Annotated in this window: 23 protein-coding genes; 9 read left to right on the forward strand and 14 right to left on the reverse strand. The window is 29.6% G+C overall.

Annotation, left to right across the window (positions count from 1 at the left end; genetic code table 11):
• The first annotated feature begins 80 nt into the window (after window positions 1-80).
• Window positions 81-290: a YwbE family protein gene (locus tag H9I45_RS01685; protein WP_176397542.1), complete on the forward strand. Its 210-nt coding sequence runs from the start codon at window positions 81-83 to the stop codon at window positions 288-290.
• Here H9I45_RS01685 and H9I45_RS01690 read toward each other — a convergent pair.
• Genes H9I45_RS01690 through mtaB form a run of 4 tightly spaced genes read right to left on the reverse strand, consistent with a single transcriptional unit; the run spans window position 271 to window position 3,991 of the window.
• On the reverse strand, window positions 271-1,191 hold the full coding sequence (locus H9I45_RS01690; protein WP_088353666.1) for a lytic transglycosylase domain-containing protein: 921 nt from the start codon (window positions 1,189-1,191) through the stop codon (window positions 271-273). The genes H9I45_RS01685 and H9I45_RS01690 overlap by 20 nt on opposite strands.
• A gap of 45 nt (window positions 1,192-1,236) precedes the next feature.
• Window positions 1,237-1,896 (reverse strand): alpha/beta fold hydrolase, encoded by a 660-nt coding sequence (locus tag H9I45_RS01695; protein WP_088353665.1) that lies wholly within the window; start codon window positions 1,894-1,896, stop codon window positions 1,237-1,239.
• 2 nt (window positions 1,897-1,898) lie between these two features.
• Window positions 1,899-2,645, reverse strand: coding sequence for a DUF6438 domain-containing protein (locus H9I45_RS01700; RefSeq protein ID WP_140422743.1), 747 nt, complete (start codon window positions 2,643-2,645; stop codon window positions 1,899-1,901).
• Between the two features lie 11 nt (window positions 2,646-2,656).
• The gene (gene mtaB, locus H9I45_RS01705) at window positions 2,657-3,991 is read right to left on the reverse strand and encodes a tRNA (N(6)-L-threonylcarbamoyladenosine(37)-C(2))-methylthiotransferase MtaB (protein WP_088353663.1); all 1,335 of its coding nucleotides are present in this window, start codon (window positions 3,989-3,991) and stop codon (window positions 2,657-2,659) included.
• 126 nt (window positions 3,992-4,117) lie between these two features.
• Between mtaB and H9I45_RS01710 the strand changes: the two genes are divergently transcribed.
• Both H9I45_RS01710 and H9I45_RS01715 read left to right on the forward strand, forming a co-directional pair.
• Window positions 4,118-4,615, forward strand: coding sequence for a GNAT family N-acetyltransferase (locus H9I45_RS01710; protein WP_088353662.1), 498 nt, complete (start codon window positions 4,118-4,120; stop codon window positions 4,613-4,615).
• Window positions 4,612-4,929, forward strand: coding sequence for an antibiotic biosynthesis monooxygenase family protein (locus H9I45_RS01715; protein WP_088353661.1), 318 nt, complete (start codon window positions 4,612-4,614; stop codon window positions 4,927-4,929). The genes H9I45_RS01710 and H9I45_RS01715 overlap by 4 nt, the downstream gene beginning before the upstream one ends.
• A 174-nt stretch (window positions 4,930-5,103) precedes the next feature.
• On the opposite strand, the gene H9I45_RS01720 is transcribed toward H9I45_RS01715, so the two are convergent.
• From H9I45_RS01720 to H9I45_RS01755, 8 genes are all read right to left on the reverse strand, one after another.
• On the reverse strand, window positions 5,104-6,246 hold the full coding sequence (locus H9I45_RS01720; protein WP_088353660.1) for a geranylgeranyl reductase family protein: 1,143 nt from the start codon (window positions 6,244-6,246) through the stop codon (window positions 5,104-5,106).
• A 35-nt stretch (window positions 6,247-6,281) separates the two neighbouring features.
• The gene (locus H9I45_RS01725; RefSeq protein WP_088353659.1) at window positions 6,282-7,289 is read right to left on the reverse strand and encodes an endonuclease/exonuclease/phosphatase family protein; all 1,008 of its coding nucleotides are present in this window, start codon (window positions 7,287-7,289) and stop codon (window positions 6,282-6,284) included.
• Between the two features lies 1 nt (window position 7,290).
• Entirely contained in the window at window positions 7,291-8,145 is an 855-nt protein-coding gene (locus H9I45_RS01730) for a rhomboid family protein (RefSeq protein WP_088353658.1), read from the reverse strand.
• The gene (locus H9I45_RS01735; protein WP_088353657.1) at window positions 8,145-8,879 is read right to left on the reverse strand and encodes a rhomboid family intramembrane serine protease; all 735 of its coding nucleotides are present in this window, start codon (window positions 8,877-8,879) and stop codon (window positions 8,145-8,147) included. Before H9I45_RS01735 ends, H9I45_RS01730 begins: the two co-directional genes overlap by 1 nt.
• A gap of 2 nt (window positions 8,880-8,881) precedes the next feature.
• Window positions 8,882-10,696 (reverse strand): DNA mismatch repair endonuclease MutL, encoded by a 1,815-nt coding sequence (gene mutL, locus H9I45_RS01740; RefSeq protein ID WP_088353656.1) that lies wholly within the window; start codon window positions 10,694-10,696, stop codon window positions 8,882-8,884.
• Window positions 10,696-10,971 (reverse strand): riboflavin synthase subunit beta, encoded by a 276-nt coding sequence (locus H9I45_RS01745; protein WP_088353655.1) that lies wholly within the window; start codon window positions 10,969-10,971, stop codon window positions 10,696-10,698. The genes mutL and H9I45_RS01745 overlap by 1 nt, the downstream gene beginning before the upstream one ends.
• A gap of 267 nt (window positions 10,972-11,238) precedes the next feature.
• Window positions 11,239-11,745 carry a 6,7-dimethyl-8-ribityllumazine synthase gene (gene ribH / locus H9I45_RS01750; RefSeq protein WP_088353654.1) on the reverse strand — a complete coding sequence of 169 codons (507 nt, stop codon included), beginning with the start codon at window positions 11,743-11,745 and terminating at the stop codon, window positions 11,239-11,241.
• 71 nt (window positions 11,746-11,816) lie between these two features.
• Window positions 11,817-12,584, reverse strand: coding sequence for a tetratricopeptide repeat protein (locus tag H9I45_RS01755; protein ID WP_088353653.1), 768 nt, complete (start codon window positions 12,582-12,584; stop codon window positions 11,817-11,819).
• Window positions 12,585-12,700: 116 nt separating this feature from the next.
• On the opposite strand from H9I45_RS01755, the gene recF reads away from it, so the two are divergent.
• Window positions 12,701-13,780 carry a DNA replication/repair protein RecF gene (gene recF, locus H9I45_RS01760; RefSeq protein ID WP_088353652.1) on the forward strand — a complete coding sequence of 360 codons (1,080 nt, stop codon included), beginning with the start codon at window positions 12,701-12,703 and terminating at the stop codon, window positions 13,778-13,780.
• 109 nt (window positions 13,781-13,889) lie between these two features.
• The gene (locus H9I45_RS01765) at window positions 13,890-14,186 is read left to right on the forward strand and encodes a DciA family protein (protein ID WP_088353651.1); all 297 of its coding nucleotides are present in this window, start codon (window positions 13,890-13,892) and stop codon (window positions 14,184-14,186) included.
• A 288-nt stretch (window positions 14,187-14,474) separates the two neighbouring features.
• Here H9I45_RS01765 and H9I45_RS01770 read toward each other — a convergent pair whose 3' ends face one another.
• Window positions 14,475-17,669 (reverse strand): GH92 family glycosyl hydrolase, encoded by a 3,195-nt coding sequence (locus H9I45_RS01770; RefSeq protein ID WP_088353650.1) that lies wholly within the window; start codon window positions 17,667-17,669, stop codon window positions 14,475-14,477.
• Between the two features lie 291 nt (window positions 17,670-17,960).
• Window positions 17,961-18,380: a nucleoside-diphosphate kinase gene (locus H9I45_RS01775; RefSeq protein ID WP_088353649.1), complete on the reverse strand. Its 420-nt coding sequence runs from the start codon at window positions 18,378-18,380 to the stop codon at window positions 17,961-17,963.
• Between the two features lie 167 nt (window positions 18,381-18,547).
• Between H9I45_RS01775 and H9I45_RS01780 the strand changes: the two genes are divergently transcribed.
• Genes H9I45_RS01780 through H9I45_RS01795 form a run of 4 tightly spaced genes read left to right on the forward strand, consistent with a single transcriptional unit; the run spans window position 18,548 to window position 22,007 of the window.
• The gene (locus tag H9I45_RS01780) at window positions 18,548-19,576 is read left to right on the forward strand and encodes a DHH family phosphoesterase (protein ID WP_088353648.1); all 1,029 of its coding nucleotides are present in this window, start codon (window positions 18,548-18,550) and stop codon (window positions 19,574-19,576) included.
• Window positions 19,566-20,096: a gliding motility-associated peptidyl-prolyl isomerase GldI gene (gene gldI, locus H9I45_RS01785; RefSeq protein ID WP_088353749.1), complete on the forward strand. Its 531-nt coding sequence runs from the start codon at window positions 19,566-19,568 to the stop codon at window positions 20,094-20,096. Before H9I45_RS01780 ends, gldI begins: the two co-directional genes overlap by 11 nt.
• Window positions 20,097-20,115: 19 nt before the next feature.
• Window positions 20,116-20,847: an FKBP-type peptidyl-prolyl cis-trans isomerase gene (locus H9I45_RS01790; RefSeq protein WP_088353647.1), complete on the forward strand. Its 732-nt coding sequence runs from the start codon at window positions 20,116-20,118 to the stop codon at window positions 20,845-20,847.
• Window positions 20,847-22,007, forward strand: a complete 1,161-nt coding sequence (locus H9I45_RS01795; RefSeq protein WP_088353646.1) for a peptidylprolyl isomerase — start codon at window positions 20,847-20,849, stop codon at window positions 22,005-22,007. Before H9I45_RS01790 ends, H9I45_RS01795 begins: the two co-directional genes overlap by 1 nt.
• The last annotated feature ends 1 nt before the right edge of the window (window position 22,008 follow it).

The raw sequence follows: 22,008 nt of genomic DNA on the forward strand, positions 1-22,008 counted from the left end.
TTTTTAACTAAAAGCCTATCAAATTTTTGATAGGCTTTTTTTATGTTTGTTTTTTTAAATAAAACAAGAAATAAATTATAATGATCGACGGAAGACAACGAAAAAACATACAAATTGGTCTGTTTGTAGAAATCGTTCAAAAGCCACACCAAAGAAGTGGAGAATTAACAAGTGGTAAAGTGGCTAAGATTCTAACAAAATCGCCAAACCATCCTTATGGAATAAAAGTACGGTTAGAGTCTGGTCTTGTAGGTAGAGTAAAAAATATAATTACTTTGCAGAAATCTTAATTTCGTACATTTTTCTACTTTTGTTATTTAGTTTATTTTCTCTCAACCAAGGATTAAGAATTTTAAACTCTTTATAATTCATACCATATTTCTTAGCAAAATGCGTTATGTTAGAAATTGCAGTATCAACTTTAATAGTTCTTGTTTTCTCTAAAGTGTATAAATCTTCTTTTTCAAATACAAAACCATATTTTTTTGGATTTGAAATAATTTCTTTTAAAGCTAAAATTCTAAATACATACCTTTCTGTTTCATCAGGTAATTTTGCATCGTAATAATTGTTTACTTCTTGTGCTTTTATTCTTTTAGAAACTCCATAATTACCAGCATTATAAGCAGCAGCAGCTAATGTCCAAGAATTAAAACGTTCGTATGAATTTTTCAAGTATTCTGCAGCAACTTTTGTAGATTTTTCGATATGATAACGTTCGTCTACATTACTATTTATTTCCAAACCATATTCTTTTCCAGTAGTTCGCATAAAATGCCACATTCCTGCTGCACCAGCAGAGGAAGTTTCGTCTATAAAACCACTTTCTGCTAAAGCTAAAAATTTAAAATCGTCTGGTAAACCATATTTTTTTAATAACGGCTCTAAAACTGGAAAGTATTTATTTGCACGTTTTATAAGTAACAATCCATTAGATTGCCAATAGGTATTTACTAATAATTCTCTTTCCATTCGCTCTCTAACATCTTCAATTTCTACAGGAACTATTTCTCCTGCCAAATTTAAATTTTCTGGAAGCTGTAAAGATTTTATTTTATAAGTTTGGTGTGTTTGCGTTTCAGGATCTGTATTCGAAGGAACATTCGTATCCGATTTTTGTATCGCGCTAAAAAATACAGCAGTTACAATAATTACACTTAGTAGTGATAAATAACGTTGAGAAGCTTTCATATATTTTACAATTTTATAGTATAAAAATATGAAAATGACTTTGGTTTAACAAGTTAAAACTTCATCAATAATTTTAGTTATTTTTTTAGCTTTTGTAAGTATCATAATATGAGTACCACCTTTTATTTCAATCGCATTTTTTACGTTTTTAAAAGGAAATACGTTGTCTTTTGTTCCATGAATGTGTACAATATTATCTAATGGATTTAATTGTTTCCATTTTATTATATTATAAATAGACCATTTTAAATATTTTTTGCTTCTAACAGAAAGATATTTTTTATAGAGTGCCGCTTTTTTCTTTAGAGATTTTCCCAAAAAATAACGTGCATATTCTTCAAAATTTTCTACAACTACAGTTGGAAAAAATTTATAAACTTTCGTAAATTTTGCAAATTTAAATCTTTTTGGAAGTTCATTTTCGTTTTTAACGCTAGAAATAATAATTACTTTTCTAGGATTTACAAATTTCGCCATTTCCTGTACCATAATTCCACCAAAAGAAACACCTACTAAAACAGGGTTTTTCTCTTTAATTTCATCACTCATTCTACAGGCATAATTATCAATATCTTCCTCTAAAGCCAAAGGTTTTATCCATTTTAAATAATGGAGACTATATTTTTCTAAATCTAGTTCTAAGTTTTCGAAAATTTCTGGGCCAGCAGCCAATCCTGGGACAAAATATATAGGGGTTTTTTCCATGTTTACTCGATTAGTTTTTCATCAATTAAAATTCCTTCAATGTAATCGTAAGCAAAAGCAATTTCATCTGGAATGTTAATCCAAACTTTTACCTTTATTTTTTCATCATTATACGTAATAAAAGTATTAGAAAAATCTTGTAATTCTTCTGTATCTTTTGCATTTTCAAAATCTTTAAATGCTGTTTTTTCGAATAGATTGCTTAATTCTTTATATTGATTTTCTTTCAACTTAAATTTATAAAACCCTTCTACCAAAGTATATTCCTTGCCAAAAAAAGTAACATTTCCATCATTAAAAAAAGTGACTTCAAAAACTGGATAGTCGCCAAAACAAGGTGTTTTTAAAACGCTTACCAATCTTTTTTTAGAAAAATAATTCACTTTTTCTAAAGCATCTTCAGTATTTACTTCAACAGTAGAAAAATTATCAGTTTTACTTAAACTATCTACCCAAAAAGATGTTTTATCTGCAGGAACCTTTATGGTAACAGCTTTATAGGTTTTAGAATTGGCAATTATTTTTTCAATTGATAAATCATTGCTTATTAACTCGTTATTTATTTTAGTAAAATCTTCTGGATTTTTTAAAACAACTAACAATTCATTATATAAAATCTTGTTTTCCACTTTAACATCTTCAACCTCTTTAGTAATAGAAGGTTTTTCTTCCGTTTTTTTTACTTCAACTTTTTTAGATTGATTACAACCTAACATGATTAAGAATATTAAAATCGGATATATTTTCATGAAATTTGTTTTTATACAATTGCTTTTTCTTTTACAAAATCGAATCTTACCAAACCATCTTCGTCAATTTCTGTAAGAGTAATTGTGTGTAAAGTATTTATTAATTCTGGGTTCCAAGGAGTTTTTACTTTTACGTAATTTTCTGTAAAACCATATATATATCCCTCTTTATTCTCACTTTCGAATAATGCTGTTAGTGTATTTCCTAATTGCGATTCGTAAAAAGCACGTCTCTTTTTTGCTGATAAACCTCGTAGCATTTTACTACGTTTTGCACGTACTTTTTTTGCAACAACACCTTCCATGTTTACAGCTTCTGTATTTGGTCTTTCAGAATAGGTGAAAACGTGTAAATAAGAAATATCTAAATAGTTTAAATAATTATAGGTTTCTAAAAAAAGTTCTTCAGTTTCTCCAGGAAAACCAACAATAACATCTACACCAATACACGCATTTGGCATAACCTCTTTAATCTTAGAAACTCTATTTGTATAAGTGTTTTTAAGATATCTACGCTTCATTTTCTTAAGCAAGTCATCACTTCCAGATTGTAATGGAATATGAAAATGTGGTACAAAAGAGTTTGATTTAGAAACAAAATCTATGGTTTCATCTTTTAGTAAATTGGGTTCAATTGAAGAAATTCGCAAACGATGAATTCCATCTACTTTATCCAATTCTTTTACCAATTCTAAAAAGGTATGTTCGTGTTTTTTATTTCCAAACTCACCTTTTCCATAATCACCAATATTAACACCAGTTAAAACGATTTCTTTGATTCCTTTCGATGAAATTTCTTTGGCATTTTCAATCACGTTTTCTAAAGTATCGCTTCTAGAAATACCTCTCGCCAAAGGAATTGTACAATAAGTACATTTATAATCGCAACCATCTTGTACTTTTAAAAAGGCACGAGTTCTGTCGCCAATAGAGTAGGAGCCTACGTAAAAATCGGCATCCGAAATTTCGCAAGAATGTACTTCACCAATATTATTTTTGGTTAAATCGTTTATATAACTTGTAACATTAAACTTTTCTGTAGCTCCTAAAACCAAATCTACTCCATCTACATTTGCTAATTCTTCTGGTTTTAATTGAGCATAACAACCTACAGCAATTAAAAAAGCTTCCTCATTTTTCTTTAAAGCATTTTTTACAATGGTTTTAAAACGCTTATCTGCATTATCTGTAACAGAACAGGTATTTATTACGTAAACATCTGCTTTAGCATCAAAATCTACACGTTCGAAACCCTCGTTTACAAAATTACGAGCAATAGTTGAAGTCTCCGAAAAGTTTAATTTGCATCCTAAAGTGTAAAAAGCAACTTTTTTATCTGTGTTCATTCTTTCTGAATAAAATAACTAAAAAATAGAAACTTAAAATAAGTTCCACATTTTTTAAAGTCAAAATAGTATATTTACAATGGCTGTTTATAACAGTTTGTAAAATACAAAAATACGATTTTATTCATGATTTTTGAAACAGAAAGGCTACTTATTAGAAAATTGAATGTTAAAGATTTAGAAAAATTTCATTCTCTTGAAAGCAACCCGAATGTTTTAAAATATGCCACTGGAAATGTCAAAAATTACGAGGAGAACAAAAAAGAACTAAATGATTTAATCCGAAGATATAACTTACCTTATAACGATTTTTGGATTTATGCAGTAATTTTAAAGGATAATAATAATTTTATTGGGACTGTTGCTTTGGTAAAAGATGGTGCAGATGATGAAATTGGATACCGTTTTTTAGAAAATTATTGGGGAAATGGATTTGCAACTGAACTTTGTAAAGGGCTTATTTCTTATTGTAAACAATTAGGAATGCTTAAAATTTTTGGCTATGTTGTTGATGAAAATAGTGCATCAGCCAAAATCTTAAAACGATTGAATTTTAAAATCGTTAAACATTTTGTAAGTGAAGACATCCAATTACCAGAAACAAAATACGAACTTATTTTATGATAGAAGATCAATTAACTCCACCTTATTATGCCGTAATTTTTTCCACAATTTTAGCAGATGATATTTCAGGATATATAGAAGCAGCAAATAGAATGGAAGAATTAGCAAAACAACAAAAAGGCTATTTAGGTATAGAATCTGCTAGAAACGAAATAGGAATAACCGTTTCTTATTGGCAATCTTTAGATGATATTGTTACTTGGAAAAATAACGTAGAACATACAGAAGTAAGAAATTTAGGAAGAGAAAAATGGTACAAGAAGTATCAATTACGAATCTGTAAAGTACAAAGGGAATATGGTTTTGAAAAGTGATTCTTTTTAGTTGGAAGTCTTCAGTTGGCAGTAGCAGTAGCAGTAGCAGTAGCAGTTACAGTTTTCAGTTGACAGTTCTCTATTACAGTTTAGAGCATTCAACATTGCGTCTTTGCGATTTTGCGAGAGAAAACTTGTCGCAGTTTAAAGAATAAATCTTTGCGAGATAAAAACCTAAAACAACTTCTGCTTAATCTTAGCTTTCAATTTTTTAGAAACATTTGTAGGAAATGGCTTATCTCCATGTAAAATATCGACCATTAAATCGTTAAAATGCTGACCATGATTTTTAAGAATGTAATTTCTTACAGGGTTATTATTGTAAAAGAATTTAGACAAAATAACACCCGATTTTAATTCTGGTAACAATTTAATATTTAGTTTTTCTATGTATAGTTTTTCTGCAATATTTCTATTTAATTCACTTTCAATGAGTGCTTGAGCAACATATTTTCCACTTAATATTGCATTGGAAATTCCTTCTGCAGTAATAGGTTCTGCAAAACCAGCGGCATCACCAATTAAAAAAACATTATTTTTTACAAAACCATCTGTTCTTGGTGCTATCGGAATTTGAAAACCATGTGCATCTTCTTTTATTACTTCTTTAATACCAAGTGTTTGTAAATATTTTCTATAATATTCTTTTAAATTTATTTTTCCTTTTTTAGTCGTTAAAACACCTAACGAAAGATGGTTTTTCTTAGGAAAACTCCAAGCATATCCAAATGGAACAGCATCAATGTCAAAACGAACCTGATTGGAAAGTCGTTTAAAATCTTCTTCAGAAACTTCAACTTCATATTCTAATGCAGGTATCAGTTTTCGAGTATCTTCTTTCCAGCCCGCCATTTTTGCAGTGGGACTTAAAACACCATCAGCAGCAATTACAAAATCTGCAGAAATTTCTCCTTGTGAAGTGTTTAAGATTGATTTATTATCAATAAAATCAATGTTTTTTAATGTATGATTTTCCAATAAAGTAACACCAAATTCTTTGGCTTTCTCTACAATTAAATTATCGAAAGCATCACGCATTATCATTGTTACAATTGGAGTGTCTTTTCCTGATTTATAGTGGATTTTACCATCATTAAAATAACTATCCACCGTAAAAAACTCACGTTCTATAACTTCAGAAATATCAAAAGGCATGTCTTTTTTTCCACGATTTACAAAACCACCACCACAAGTTTTATAACGTGGTAACGTTTCTTTCTCTATAATTACAGTAGAAATTCCTTTTTTGCCTAAATAAAAAGCGGTGGAAGCTCCTGAAGGACCACTACCAATTATTGCTACTTGAAAATGTTTCATAGAAAAATTTATTTTAACTGCGAATATAAAGAATATTACCAGTTAATTTTTGCTTGTATAGGAAAGTGATCTGAATATTGTTCGGAAAAAGATTTAAACTGATTTATAATAGCATTTTCATCTGTTAAGATAAAATCGATTCTCATTGGAAACCAATAATTAAAAGTTTTACCAAAACCCTTACCAGCTTCTATAAAAGCATCTTTTTTATTTTTAGTGATTTGATCGTAAACCCAAGAATACCCAGTATTATTAAAATCTCCACAAATAATTTTCTTGCCTTTCCATTGCTGTTCGTGTGCTAAAAATTGATTCGTTTGTTCTGCTTGTTTTTCAAAAGAATTTGTAACTCTTATTAATAATTTTTCAGAATTTTCTTGTCCAAAATTTTCCTCATTTGGTTTAATTCTTAAAGATTCTAAATGTAAATTATACACACGAATCGTGTCTTTTTTCTTAACAATATCAATATAAATTATGTTATTAGAAGTATCTTTAAAATCTAAAGAGCCAGAATTTATAATTTTATATTTCGAATATATTGCCATTCCGAATTTCCCCTTCTTATTTTTTGTCTTTACAAATTTATAAGGATAAGAAAGATGAATTTTTGTAGATTGATAGTATTCTTGAATTACCAAAACATCTGGATTTTTACTAGCAATAAAATCGAAACCAGTATTTAATGTAGAGTCTTTTTTATTTGTGAATAAATCAAAAGCTTTTACATTGTAACTCATCACTTTTAAATCGGTATTTAAAGAAGAGCTTTTACTAGAAATTTTGTAGAATGGCGAAGAAAAACACCAGCCAATTATTAAAACAAAGGCAGATAAAAAAGCTTGTTTTTTTAGCTTTATTAACCAATAGATAAAGAAACCAAGATTTATTATAATTAAAACAGGTACAAAAAGACTTAAAACTGCAAAAAACGGAATGGTACTTGGAGAGATAAAAGGCAGTAAATAAGATAATAGCAATAAGGTTGCTAATAACGAATTTAATAAATAGAAAATCTTGTCTAAAAAGGATAAGTTTTTCATATTATCTTTTACCTTGTTTAAATAAAAATTCTTTTTCGGACTTGGTTAATGTATCGTAACCAGATTTGCTAATTTTGTCTAAAATTACATCTATTTGTTGCTGATTAGGCGTGTTATTTTTAACTGTAGTCTGTTTTTTATTTCCAGATTTATGCACCGTTTTTAATGGTTTCTCTTTTTTTTCGAACCAAGAAGAAATACTTCCCCAAAGATTTAATTCTTTATTACTTGCTCTGTAGACATATAGAAAACCAAATAAACTTCCACCTAAATGTGCAAAATTTCCACCAGCATTGTCTCCAATTAATCCTAAAACATCGAAACCAACCCAAATTGCGGCTAAATGCCAAACTTTTATAAAACCAATTAAAGGAATTTTTAACTGATAATTAGGCATATATGTAGCAATTCCAATAAAAATGGCAGAAATTCCTGCTGAAGCTCCTACTAAATAAGAAGACTGTCCTTGGAATAATGGAAAATAATTCTGACTAAAAACATACAATATTCCTCCAGAAAGTGTTCCTAATAAATAAAAGGTTAACAATTGTTTTTGCGTAAAATATTGGATAAATAAATTCCCAATAAAATATAGTGCTATTAAATTAAATAGAATATGAATAAAACCAGCGTGTAAAAAACCGTAAGAAATAATTGTCCAAGGCTTTGTAAATAAAGAGTTGTAATTGTCATCTAACGAAAACCATTCTACTATAAAGTTTCCTTCATTATTATAAAGCCCTTGTAATACGCTTATTAATATTGTTGAAATAAAAACAGCCAAATTAATGTAGATTAATTTTTCTACAATATTTCCGCCTTTATATCGTAATTTTATGTCGTTTATAAAACTCATTAATTTGTTTTAAATTGATTTTTTTTCCAATACCAAGCGATTAAAAAACCTATTAAAGCACCACCAATATGTGCAAAATGCGCAACATTACCAACAGAATATTTTGTCATTCCAAAGAATAAATCTCCTAAAATCATTATTGGAATAAAGTACTTTGCAGCAATTGGAACTGGGAAAAAGATTAAAGCTAATTTTGCATCTTTAAAATACAATCCAAAAGCAACTAAAACTCCATAAACTGCTCCAGAAGCTCCAACTGCTGGTGTACTATATAGCATAGAAATTTTATTAAATTGTTCTTGTGTTATTGCATTTACAACTCTTGCATCGTTTGTGCTTCCTTTTTTTAATATTGATAAAATATCATCAGGATTTAAACCGGCATTAATAAAAAGTTCATAGATTCCATTAAACTGATAATAATTCACTAAAGTATAAATAAGTCCTGCACCAAGCCCTGCTGAAAAATAGAAAAACAAGAATTTTTTCTTTCCCCACATTTGTTCTAAAGGAGTTCCAAATGCCCACAAACCATACATATTAAATAAAATATGGGCAAAACTCCCATGCATAAACATATGCGTTACATATTGCCAAATTCCAAAATGTTCGTTTTTTGGAAAATGCAATGCCAAAATATTGGTAAAATCTAATTTTAATAATTGTGGCGCAATAAAAACAATTACGTTAATTATAATTAGATGCTTAATAGCGTCTGTAAATTTAATATTCATTTTTAACTATTGAATAAATTATCAATTTCGTGCAATGTTAATGTTTTAAATGTTGCTTTTCCAAAAGGAGAAATTGTTGGTTCTTTGCACGAAAATAAATCATTTACCAAACCTTCTTGTTCTTTTTCGGATAATAATGTGCCTGTTTTTATCGATAATGTTTTGGCAAAAGATTTTGCCATTACATCAAAATGACTAAAACTAGCATTTGGCACTTCCAAATCGATATCATTAAGCAATTCTTCTAAAATGATGGTAATTTTACTTTCTGTTACTGAAATAGGAATTCCTTTTATTGTTACACTGTCTTTTGTAAATTCATCAAACGAAAAACCTGCATTTTCTAGCTCGGTTTTTATGGTGTAAATCATTTCTATTTCTGCAGATGAAAATGCGATTTTCACTGGAAATAATAATTGTTGACTATTCGCTTCTTTAACGGTTATACTTTCTAAAAATTGCTCGTATAAAACACGCTGATGTGCCAAAGATTGGTTGATTAAAACCACACCAGATTTTATGGAACTCAGCACATATTTACGCTGAATTTGAAATGTTTTTTGCGCTTTTGCTTCCTCTTGATGTTCAAATAAATTTTCTTGAGGTGTTTTATCGACAGTTTCTACAGAAGTATATAAAGATTCCCAACTTTGGGTGTTTTTTTCTCTTTTGTATGGAAAATTAATTTCTCCCTGTTTTTCTTCTTTAAACGGATTAAAATCAGGATCTACAGAAATTTTAGGAACACTCGCTGCTTTTCCATTCGATTTAAAACTATAAGGAGTATCTAAATTAGAATCTCTATTAAAATCTAAAACAGGTGCTACATTATATTGCCCCAAACTATGTTTTACAGTAGCTCTTAACATGGCATACAATGCTTTTTCGTTATCGAACTTTATTTCTGTTTTTGTAGGGTGAATATTAATATCAATAGAACTTGTAGGAACCGTTAAATATAAAAAATAGGAGGGATGTGCTCCATGTTCTAACAAACCATCAAATGCATTTACAACAGCATGATTCAAATAAGAACTCTTTATAAAACGATCGTTCACAAAAAAGAATTGTTCTCCACGTTTTCGTTTAGAAAATTCTGGTTTTGCAACAAAACCTTCAATTTTAAGAATGTCAGTGGTTTCGTCAATTGGAACTAATTTTTCATTCATTTTAGAACCAAAAACGGCTACAATTCTTTTTCTAAGATTACTGCCTTTTAAATGATAAACCTCGTTGTTATTATGATGTAATAAAAATGTAATATTTGCATGAGCCAAAGCCACTCTTTGAAACTCGTCTATAATATGTCTTGTTTCTACAGTATCCGATTTTAAGAAATTTCGTCTTGCAGGAATGTTGTAAAATAAGTTTTTAACGGCCAAACTAGTTCCTTCACTTGTAGAAATAAATTCTTGTGCAACAACTTTACTACCTTCAATTTTAATGCAAGTTCCTAATTCTTCGTCTTTCTGCTTCGTTTTTAATTCTACATGAGCAATGGCTGCAATAGATGCTAAAGCTTCTCCACGAAAACCTTTGGTACATAAATTAAATAAATCTTCCGCTTTTTGTATTTTAGATGTTGCATGTCTTTCAAAAGACATTCTTGCATCTGTGGCACTCATTCCTTTACCATTATCAATTACTTGAATTAGCGTTTTACCAGCATCTTTCAATAATAATTTAATATTTGTTGCACCAGCATCAATTGCATTTTCTAGCAATTCTTTTACAACAGAAGCTGGGCGTTGAACGACTTCTCCTGCTGCGATTTGATTTGCAACATGATCTGGTAAAAGTTGAATGATGTCCGACATTAATTTCTTGTGAATATGGATAAATCGAAATCGATTATGTATAAAAAAATCAATATTAAAACTGCAATAATTATTAAAAGAGTTTTGTTTACACTTTTATCAGGATTTTTTAGGTCTTCGAAAGCGTCGCTAAACTTGCCTTTCATACCTTTGTTTTTTCCTGCAGTTTTTCTAAACTGATCTAATTTATGCTCAATCTTATAAGGGCTTCCTTCTCCTTTATAATAACGAGGCTGATAATCAAATTTTTTGTTTGTACGTTTTAAAAATCCCATAGTTTTAGAAATAATTGGTGAATATTGATTTTTGATAAATCAATTTCTGTACCAATTTTAAAGCAATTCAAATTTAAAGAAATTAAAGGAATTTCTCAAAGATTGACGTTAAAAGTATTCTTAAATTATTTGTATGGGTTTAAACGAAAAAGTGCAAAATATTTTAGTAGAACTCGCAAAAGAATATTTTCTTGGTAGAAAACATTCAAAAATTCATGGCTCTTAGAGCTTGGCGTTTTTTCTTAGCGCCTTTGTGGTTAATAGAATTTAGAAACCAATATTTTCTTTACTTCTTCCTATATTTCTAAGAGCAGCCATTTTTACTGCAGCAACAGCACACTCAATACCTTTATTACCTAATTTCCCTCCAGATCTATCCAAAGATTGTTGTTTGGTATTGTCTGTTAAAACACAGAAAATAACTGGAACATCGTATTTAATATTTAAATCTACAATTCCTTGTGTAACGCCTTCACAAACAAAATCGAAATGTTTTGTTTCACCTTGAATTACGTTTCCAATAGCAATTATTGCATCGACTTGTTGTGATTGAATCATTTTTTTACAACCAAAAACCAATTCGAAACTTCCAGGAACATCCCAAGAAATTACATTCTCTTTAGAAGCTCCACAATCTATTAAAGTTTCAATTGCACCTTTTTGAAGGTTTTTTGTGATTTCTGGATTCCACTCAGAAACAACAATCCCAAATCGAAAAGATTTCGCATTTGGGATTGTAGCTTTATCGTAATAAGATAAATTGGTTGTAGCCATTTTTTTAAGTTTTCAGTTTTCAGTTGCAGTTTACAGTAAGTTTACTGCTTACAGAAACTGCTGACTTTAAACTATTTTTTAGAGTATTTTGCTGCGTAGATAAATTTCTCTACATCTCTACCTTGATCTGAATTTGGGTAGTTTTCTTTAATTTTTGTAAATAAAGACTCAGCTTTATCAAAATCCTTTATTTGCATTGCTGTTTGACCAGCTTTGTATAAATATAAAGGAGTAGTAAAGTCATTTTCTTTTTTGTTTGCCGCTTTTTCATAATAATCTAAAGCTTCTTCTGGCTGATCGATATCTGCAAAAGCATCTCCAATAGCACCTAAAGAAACTGGGCCTAATAAAGCATCATCAGAATTAAATTTATTTAAAAACTCGATTGCTTTGTCATATTCTTTTAATTGTAAATAAGAAACACCAGCATAATAATTGGCTAAGTTTCCTGCATCAGTTCCACTGTAAGAATTTGCAATGTCTAAGAAACCATATTTTCCATCTACACCTTCTAGACCTAGATTTAATAAAGAATCGATTCCAGAACCTGCAGTTGCAGCTTCATCGAAATATTTTCTTGGAAAAGCCAATTCGTTAGAAGCTTCCAATTCGTTTGGTTCTACAATGTATTTGTTATATCCTAAATAAGCTAAGAAAATAACAACTACAGCAACTAAAGAGTAAAACAACGGTTTGCTGTTTTTTTCTATCCATTGCTCAGATTTCGACGCAGTTTCATCTAAAGTATTAAATACTTCTGCAGTTGTACTCTCCATATTGTCAACATCTTGTTGCTCTTTTTTACCTTCTGGTTTATATTTCTTCTTGTATGTTGCCATGTTTTACTTAAAAAATTAGTGGCGACAAAAATAGTTTTTTTAATTGGATTTTAAAAGGCAATAATTCGCAAAATTTTCAATAATTTGCAATTCGTTTTTAAGAACATTCTTTATTTATGTATTTACAGAAACTTTCTTTAGTTAATTTTAAAAATATTGAGTCGCAATCTTTTGATTTTCAGCAGAAAATAAATTGTTTTGTCGGCGATAATGGTGTTGGAAAAACCAATGTTTTAGATGCGATTTATTATCTTTCTTTTGCAAAAAGTTACTTTAATTCGGTCGCAGTTCAGAATATTAGACATGGAGAAGGTTTTTTTATGGTGGAAGGAGACTATCTTTTAAAAGACAGAAACGAGAAAATTGTTTGTAGTTTAAAAAAAGGACAAAAGAAGGTTTTAAAACGAAATGGAAAAAGTTATGATAAGTTTTCGGAACATATTGGGCAATTACCATTGGTTATTATTTCTCCTGCTGATAGAGATTTAGTTACTGAAGGAAGTGATACCAGAAGAAAATTTATAGATGGTGTAATCTCTCAACAAAACAAAAAATATTTACAAGATTTAATTGCTTATAATAAGGTATTGAGTCAGCGAAATGCATTGTTAAAATATTTTGCAGCTAATAGAACGTTCGATGCTTTAAATTTAAGTGTTTATGATGAACAACTGGCTGAATATGGTTCTAGAATTTATGAAGTTAGAAAATCTTTTTTAGAGGAATTTATACCTATCTTTAATGAGAAATATCAAATTATATCAGGAGATAAAGAACGTGTGAATTTAATTTATAAAAGTCAGTTGCATGATTTTTCGATGCAAGATTTAATGCGAAAATCTTTAGAGAAAGATAAAATTTTACAATACACAACTTCAGGAATTCATAAAGACGATTTAAGTTTCGAAATAGGAGAGTACCCAATTAAAAAATTTGGTTCGCAAGGACAACAAAAATCATATTTAATAGCTTTAAAGTTGGCACAGTTTGAGTTTATTAAACAACAATCAGACGTGATTCCTATTTTATTATTGGATGATATTTTTGATAAATTAGATGAAAACAGAGTTTTACAAATTATAGAGTTGGTAAATAACGACGAATTTGGTCAAATTTTTATTACAGATACTCATTCCGAAAGAACAGAGAATATTGTAAAGCAGAGTAATAAGCCTTATCAGATTTTTAAGCTTTAGTTGGAAGCTGGAAGTTTGAATTTCAATTGGGGTTTTTTCTCTCTCAAAGTCGCAGAGACGCATTTTTTTTTCAGTTTTACCTAATACCTAATACCTAATACCTAAATTCATGTCAAAAAGAGAAAACGATTCTTTTTCGGTTAAAGATTTAATGCAGAGTTTTATCAAAGAAAATAATTTGAGTAAAGGAATGCAAAAAATTAAAATAGAGGAAACTTGGACAAAAATGATGGGGCCAGGAGTTGCAACACATACTACTTCTGTAAAACTACAGAATAAAACCTTAATAATAAATTTGACTTCTTCAGTTTTACGTGAAGAATTGAGTTATGGTAAAGAAAAAATCATAAAAATGATTAATGAAGAGTTGGGTGATGAAGTTGTTGATAAATTGATGTTGGTATAGAGTGGTTTTATAAAAATTATTTGGAATTATAATTATTGTTTTAAGTTTATTTTAGATCTACAGTAGCAGTCAATTATTCTACAGATTTAATTATACAAGTTTATCAATTGCTTTTATGTTACATGATTGGGGTTTATTTTCTCAAATTATTTAAGTTTTTTAAATTCTATAATTTGCCAAGATTTCTTAAAAGAAAAGTTTTATTGCTTAATTTAAAATTTTTAAAATAGAAGAAATTATAAACTTAGTGAAGAATGTTAACTAAACTAATTTATAATTAGTGAAATTTTATTTTAAATTATTAGGAACATTCTTCATTTCAATACTAAGTTTTCCGCCTTTAATTAATTCTTTATGAGGAAATTTCCAAGAGTTCAGTTTTTTTCCATTTAACATTATAGAATGGATATATTTATTTTCTCTTGATGCATTTTTTGCTTCTATTACAAAAGTTTTTCCTCCATAATACTTATCACTTAAATGAATTGTTACCTTTTCAAATCTAGGACTACCTAATTCATATTGTGGATTTGTTGAAGCACCTCCATCCATTTGAAATAAACCAAGTGTGCTCATTACAAACCATGCACTCATTTGACCTTGATCTTCATCTCCTGGGTAAGCATCTCGTGTTCCAGTTCCGTAATATTTTTCTTGTATTTCTCTTGCCCATTTTTGTGTTAGCCATGGTGCATTTGCATAATTAAAAAGATAACACGATTGCATATTTGGTTGATTTCCATGATTTATTGGGTATTTAGAGAAATCATCACCCAAAGCGTTGAAATTAACTTTTTTAGATTGGTACATAGCACTATCTAAACGAGAGATAAAGCGTTCTTTTCCTATTGCTTCTACCAACCCATTTACATCATGTGGCACAAACCAACTAAACTGCCAAGCATTTCCTTCAACAAAACCGGGTGTATGATAAGGACTAAAAGGTTCAAGCCATGTTCCGTCTGCATTTTTTGGTCGCATAAATCCAGTTTTTGAATCAAAAATATTACGCCAGTTTTGTGAACGTTGCATAAATAACTTATAATCATTTGTCTTGTCTAATTCTTTTGCAGCTTGTGCTAGACACCAATCATCAAAAGCATATTCAAGTGTATTTGATACATAACTTTGATAAATGTCTGTTTGCAAGGGTACATAACCATATTTCATATAAGCTTCAAGGCTTTCATTTCCAACTCTACCACCCCCACTATGTGCTTTTTGAGGCAAAGAAGTTTGAATATGTCTCATTGCTTCATATGCTTTGTTAAAATCAAAATCTTGAATACCTGCATTCCAAGCTCCAACGATCCAAGGTATACCATGCTCTGCAACCATAACACTAGTATATTCCCCACCAAATATACCTTTTGGTAACCATCCTCCTTTATCATAAAAAGCCAATAAACTTTTTGCTTGCATCGATGAAAATTCAGGGGCTATCAATTGGTTGAGTTGTTGAACATTCCAAAAAGTATTCCAAAACTCTCCTGAACAAATACGTTGGTTTGGATCTTTAAATGTTTGAACTTTTTCATTCATATCCATCCACTGACCATTTACATCTCCCCATGCCACTCTTCCCGACAATGATCTATAAAAATTTGTGTAAAACTTTACTTTCTGTAAATAATCATCTGTTTCTATTTCAATTCTACCTAAATACTTATTCCATATATCTTTTTGATTTTGAACTACCTTTTCAAAACTCCAACCAAATGGTTTTGTAATTTCATTTTCTAAGTTCAACCAAGCATTTTTTGTACTTATCAAAGAAATAGAACTTCTAACTAAAATAGTATCATTTTCTGTAGTTTTAAAATTAATAAAAGCACCAGTATTTCCAGATCCATTAATTTCGTTTACATTATTAAGAATAGATTCATAAGTAAGTCCGTGATTAAGCTTTCCAAGCGATTTTGCTTTGTCTGTCCAGCCACCCAAACTTTCAAAAGGTTTGTTAAATTCTAAAACAAAGTGTAATTTATAATCTTGCGTAAGTACGTAACCAGTTTTATCAGTAATGTGATGCACAAAGCCTTCTATTTTTGTATTACTTATACGTGTAATCTTTGTTTCTTTATTTTGATAACTATATTCTGCATTAGGAAAAGCGTCAATTAATATACGTGAGGCATTAGATTTAGGAAAAACATAACGTTGAAATCCCGCTCTTGTGGTTGCAGAAAGGTCCACATGAATATTGTAATCCGTTAAATCTACACTATACTTACCAATTTCAGAAGTTTCAGTCTTTTTGTTTATTCGCGACCGGTAACCAAGATCTGGATTATGTTCTGGTCCTGGTTGAGTTTGTAAGTTGCCTACAGTGGGCATCATTAAAAATCCAGACATCGTCCATTCTTGTGTATGGTTAAATCCTGAAATATTTTCAATTTGATATTCGTAACCTGCTTTCCATACTGTGCTTTCGTTATTTGGACTAAGCTGAACCATTGGCATTGGGTTTCTTGGTCCAGGAGTAATCATCCAACGAGATCCACTTGTACCCATAAACTGATTTACATAATCTGAATAAGTTATTTCTTTTTGAGGAGAACGTTGAAGTTTTTCATTGAATTTAAGTTTACCATCTATATAAATTTTAACCTGAGATTTCTTTTTTTTTGTAACTGCTGGAAGATAAAATTCCAATATACTATGACCAGGTTCTATGTTTTTGTGCAATTCTTTTTTATCGACAATCACTTTAACAGAGGCATGCTCTTCTTGTTGTCTAATATCAACAAGTAAAGGTTGGAGATTCTTTTTTACTTTACGCATTTCGAACTTGGCGAAAGTAACAGATTTTAAAATAGTATTTCCTGGTTTATCTAATCTTAGACCCTTTGGCCCCTCCATTTTAATGGCATCAAATACACACCAATTTCCTGTCATATTCTGAAAAATAATTTCATTAACACCTTTAATAAGTTCTTTTGCAGGAAATGAAAAGGAGATAGTTTGAGGATGAGAACCTGAGATTTGAGGAAGATTTCCTGATTTCCCAGCTTCTAGCTGAAAATTGAAAGCCTTTCCATTAATAAAAGCACGAAATAAGGGAGGATTTTCAGCACTTACTTCTAAAATATTAACCACAAGCGTACAAGTACCTTCTGAGATTGTTTTCTCTAATTCAAAATAAATAGGCAATTGATGCAATGCCAATCCTGACCAATATCCATACCCAGCAAAACCATCTTTAGGTCCAGGCAACAAATATGGCCAGTCTTTTGATGGGATTGATTTGCCAACAACATAATAGCTATCTTTTCCTCCGAAACCATTGCTTACAAAATCTTTATAAGAATTTGGTGATGATAATGCAAATTCAGATGCAGAATTATCAAGTTCTCCTATTTGCCATATAGTTTTAATATCATTGGCTTGTGCTTTAAACTCGCAAAAGCATAAGCTACCTAAAAAAGTTAGAAATAAAGCAGTTATTTTTTTTAAGATACTGTTATTAATTTTGATAATCATTAATTTGTGTTTATTAACTATTAACGCTTCAGTTTAGGTAGTTTATAATTAGTAATTTTTTCTTTATTATAATTTAGGTTACCTTTTAATTCCGCTATTTCTATTTGGTTTATTGTTATTAAACAATGTAAATTGTTTAATTATTCTTATGCTAATTTAGGTTTTCTATATTTAAGGAGCAAACTAAACTTCTTTAATAAAAAAAATCCTTACAACGTAAGTTGTAAGGATTAATTAAATATATTTTAGACTAAGAATTGCTAAAATTATTAAATTTATTTTGGATCAGTATTAAAACTGCTCTCTTCCAGAAAAATGAAAGTTTCCTTCGATGATCGCATTTTCATCAGAATCTGAACCATGTACAGCATTTTCTCCCATGGAAGTTGCATACATTTTTCTAATAGTACCTTCAGCAGCATCAGCAGGATTAGTAGCACCAATTAAAGTTCTAAAATCTTCTACTGCATTTTCTTTTTCTAAGATTGCAGCGACGATTGGTCCACGAGTCATAAACTCTACTAATTCTCCAAAAAATGGACGCTCATTATGCACTGCGTAAAAAGTCTCTGCATCTGCTTTTGTCATTTGTGTCTTTTTTAAAGCTACAATTCTAAAGCCGGCTGCATTAATTTTGTCTAAGATTGCTCCAGTATGTCCGTTTTCAACACCATCTGGTTTAATCATTGTAAATGTTCTATTTGTTGCCATTCTGTTTTTTTTAATTTTCGGCAAAAGTACAGCTTTTATTATAAAAAACAAGTGTAGATAAACTTGTATTTATAGGTTCCATTATCAATTATTACCATAAAAAATGATTTATAAATGAGAATAAAAATAATTTTACGAAATACTATTAAATTGTATCTTCGCAAACTATGATTTTAAAAGGATTTAACGAATTAAAAACGTTTCTCGATAAACCAAGAAACATTGTAATTATAGGACATAGAAATCCAGATGGAGATGCTATGGGTTCTACATTGGCATTGTGTCAATATTTCACAAAAAAAGGACACAACCCAACTGTTGTGGTTCCTAATGAATATCCAGATTTTTTACATTGGTTGCCAGGCTCTAAAGATGTATATCGTTTCGATTGGCAAAACTCACAATCGCAAAGAGCTATAAATAATTCGGATATTATTTTTCTTTTAGACTTTAATGCATTGCACAGAGTAGGTTACGATATGCAAAACACGTTGGAGAAATACCCAAATGATTTTGCGATGATAGATCATCATCAACAACCAGATGATGTAAAATATATGTATTCAGACGTTTCAATTTGTTCTACATGTCAAATGGTGTATCAATTTATTGAAATGAACAATGATTTAGAACTAATTGATAAAGATATTGCAACTTGTTTGTACACAGGAATAATGACAGATACTGGTTCTTTCAGGTTTCGATCTACAACTAGTAAAACACACAGAGTTATAGCCGATTTAATTGATAAAGGCGCAGAAAACGATAGAATTCATAATAATGTATATGATGCTAATTCCTATAATAGATTATTATTGTTAGGAAAAGCACTGAGTAATTTACAAATTTTACCATCTTACAAAACTGCATATATTACTTTAACTAATGAAGAGAAGAAACGCTTCGATTTTCAAAAAGGAGATACAGAAGGTATTGTAAACTATGCACTTTCTTTAAAAGGAATAATTTTTGCTGCTATTTTTATTGAAGATGGAGAACAAAATATTATTAAAATTTCTTTTAGATCTAAAGGAAATTTCTCTGTAAATAAATTTTCTCGAAACCATTTTGAAGGTGGAGGACATGACAATGCAGCTGGAGGAAAATCCGACTTAAATATGGCAGAAACTGTAACCAAATTTACATCTCTATTACCAGAGTATAAAGAAGAATTAAATGCGTCTTATGAAGATTAAAATGCTTTTATTTTGCGGAATTATTTTGATAGGTTGTTCCAAGTCAACTCCAAGGAAACCAATAAACCCAAAACCTTCCACAACTATTTTTCAAAAAACAATTGAAGAATCTAAACAATTAAATAAAGTAGAAGAGGAGAAAATAGAGCAATTAATAGAAAAAGATTCAACAAATAGTTATACAAATTCTTTAAATGGGTTTTGGTATACATATGTAACAAAAATTGAAGCAGACAAACCAACCCCAAAAACAGGAGATATTGCAATTATTGAATTTGATGTTCGTGATTTAAATGATACAATAATCTATAGTAAAGAAGAATTAGGGATAAAAAAATACAATGTAGATAAAGAAGATTTTATTTCTGGAATTCAAAAGGGAATAAAGTTGATGAAAATCGGAGAAACCATTACATTTGTCATCCCATCTTATAATGCTTTTGGTATTTCAGGAGATGGAAATAAAATAGGTGTTAATAAAAGTATAAAAAGTACAGTAACATTATTAAATATTAAGTAAATAATAAATTAAATTAAAAATGAAAGTAATAAAAAATTTAGCAGTAGTAGCAATTACAGTAACAATGTTCTCTTGTGGAAAACAAATTAAAGAAGTTAAAACTTTAGAAAAGGAAATCGATTCAGTAAGTTATGCTATTGGTTTAAACATGTCTTCTCAATTTAAAATGAATTTAAAAGAAGTAAACAACGATGCTTTTATTCAAGGATATTTAAATGGACAAGATTCTACAAATTTATTAATTGAAACTAAAGATATTCAAAAGATTCTAAGCACTTATTTTCAAAAGAAACAAATGGCTCAAATGGAAGAGCAACAAGCTAAAGCTGCAAAAGAAGCAGAAGAAAAATTTGGAGAAAACAAAAAAGCTGGAGAAGATTTTTTAGTTGAAAACAAATCTAAAGATGGTGTAGTAACAACAGATAGTGGTTTACAGTATATTGTTATGAAAGAAGGAACAGGAGATAAACCAGCATCATCTACTACAAGAGTAAAAGTACACTACCATGGAACAAATTTAGAAGGTAAAGTTTTCGATAGTTCTGTAGATAGAGGAACTCCATCTGAATTTGGTTTAAATGAAGTAATTAAAGGTTGGACAGAAGGTGTTCAGTTAATGAAAGTGGGCTCTAAATACAAATTTTTTGTTCCCCAGGAATTAGCATATGGTGTTCAATCTAGAGGAGAAAATATTAAGCCATTTTCAACTTTAGTTTTTGAAGTAGAATTATTAGATATTGTTAAGCAATAATGAAAAAGTATCTATCTATTTTTTCTCTTTTTGTATTAGTAGTTTCTTGTTCAACTGAAGAGAAGTATAAAAATCTAAAAGAAGGTGTTTATGCAGAACTTCAAACAAATAAAGGCGATATTTTATTGGATTTATATACTAAAGATGTTCCAATGACGGTTGCCAATTTTGTTGCGTTAGCAGAAGGTTCTAATACAAAAGTTACAGATTCTTTCGCTGGAAAGCCATACTTTAATGGAATTCGTTTTCATAGGGTAGTTCCTAATTTTATCATTCAAGTTGGAGATCATACAGAAACAAGTACTGGAAACCCAGGGTATGTTTTTGGAGATGAATTTCCAAAAGATTCTTTAGGAAATTTACGTTACAAACACGATGATGGAGGAATTTTATCTATGGCAAATGGTGGGCCAGATGGAAATGGAAGTCAAGTTTTTATTACACACAGACCCATTCCTCATTTAGATGGGAAACATAGTGTTTTTGGAAAATCGATTGTAAATTCAGCACAATTAAAAAAGTTAAAGAAACAATTTTCAGATTCTTTAGCTCTTTCTAAAGCAGTTGATTCTTTACGAATGGTTGTTATTAATAAAATTGTTCAGTTCGATACGATTCATAAAATTAAAATAATTAAGATTGGTGCAGAAGCAGAAGATTTTAATGCCTCTGAAGTTTTTAATGAAGAATTTGTAAAATTCGAAGAAGCAAAAAAAGAAAAATTGGCAGAACAATCTAAATTAGATGAAGAGCGTTACGCAACTTATTTAGAAAAGAAAAAAGAGTTTTTAGCCAAAATGGACGAGGACAAAGCAACCAAAACAAATTCTGGTTTGCGAATTCTAAAGTTGAAGAATACAAAAGGAACCAAAGTTGTCGCAAACAAAGAAGTTACTGTAGATTATACAATTTACGTTGCAGATGGAAAGAAAATACAATCTACTTTCGATAAAGGTGGTCAAAATCTTGTTTTTCAGTTAGATGATAAAACAAAACCAATGATTACAGGTTTTAAAGAAGGTGTTTTAACATTAAGAGAAGGAGAGAAAGCTCGTTTTTTTATTCCTTATTATCTTGCTTTTGGCGAACAAAAATATGGGCCATTTCCAGCAAAAGCAGATGTTGTTTTTGAAGTGGAAGTTTTAAAAGTAGGCAAATAAT

The organism is Polaribacter haliotis, assembly GCF_014784055.1.
Taxonomy (GTDB): Bacteria; Bacteroidota; Bacteroidia; order Flavobacteriales; family Flavobacteriaceae; genus Polaribacter; species Polaribacter haliotis.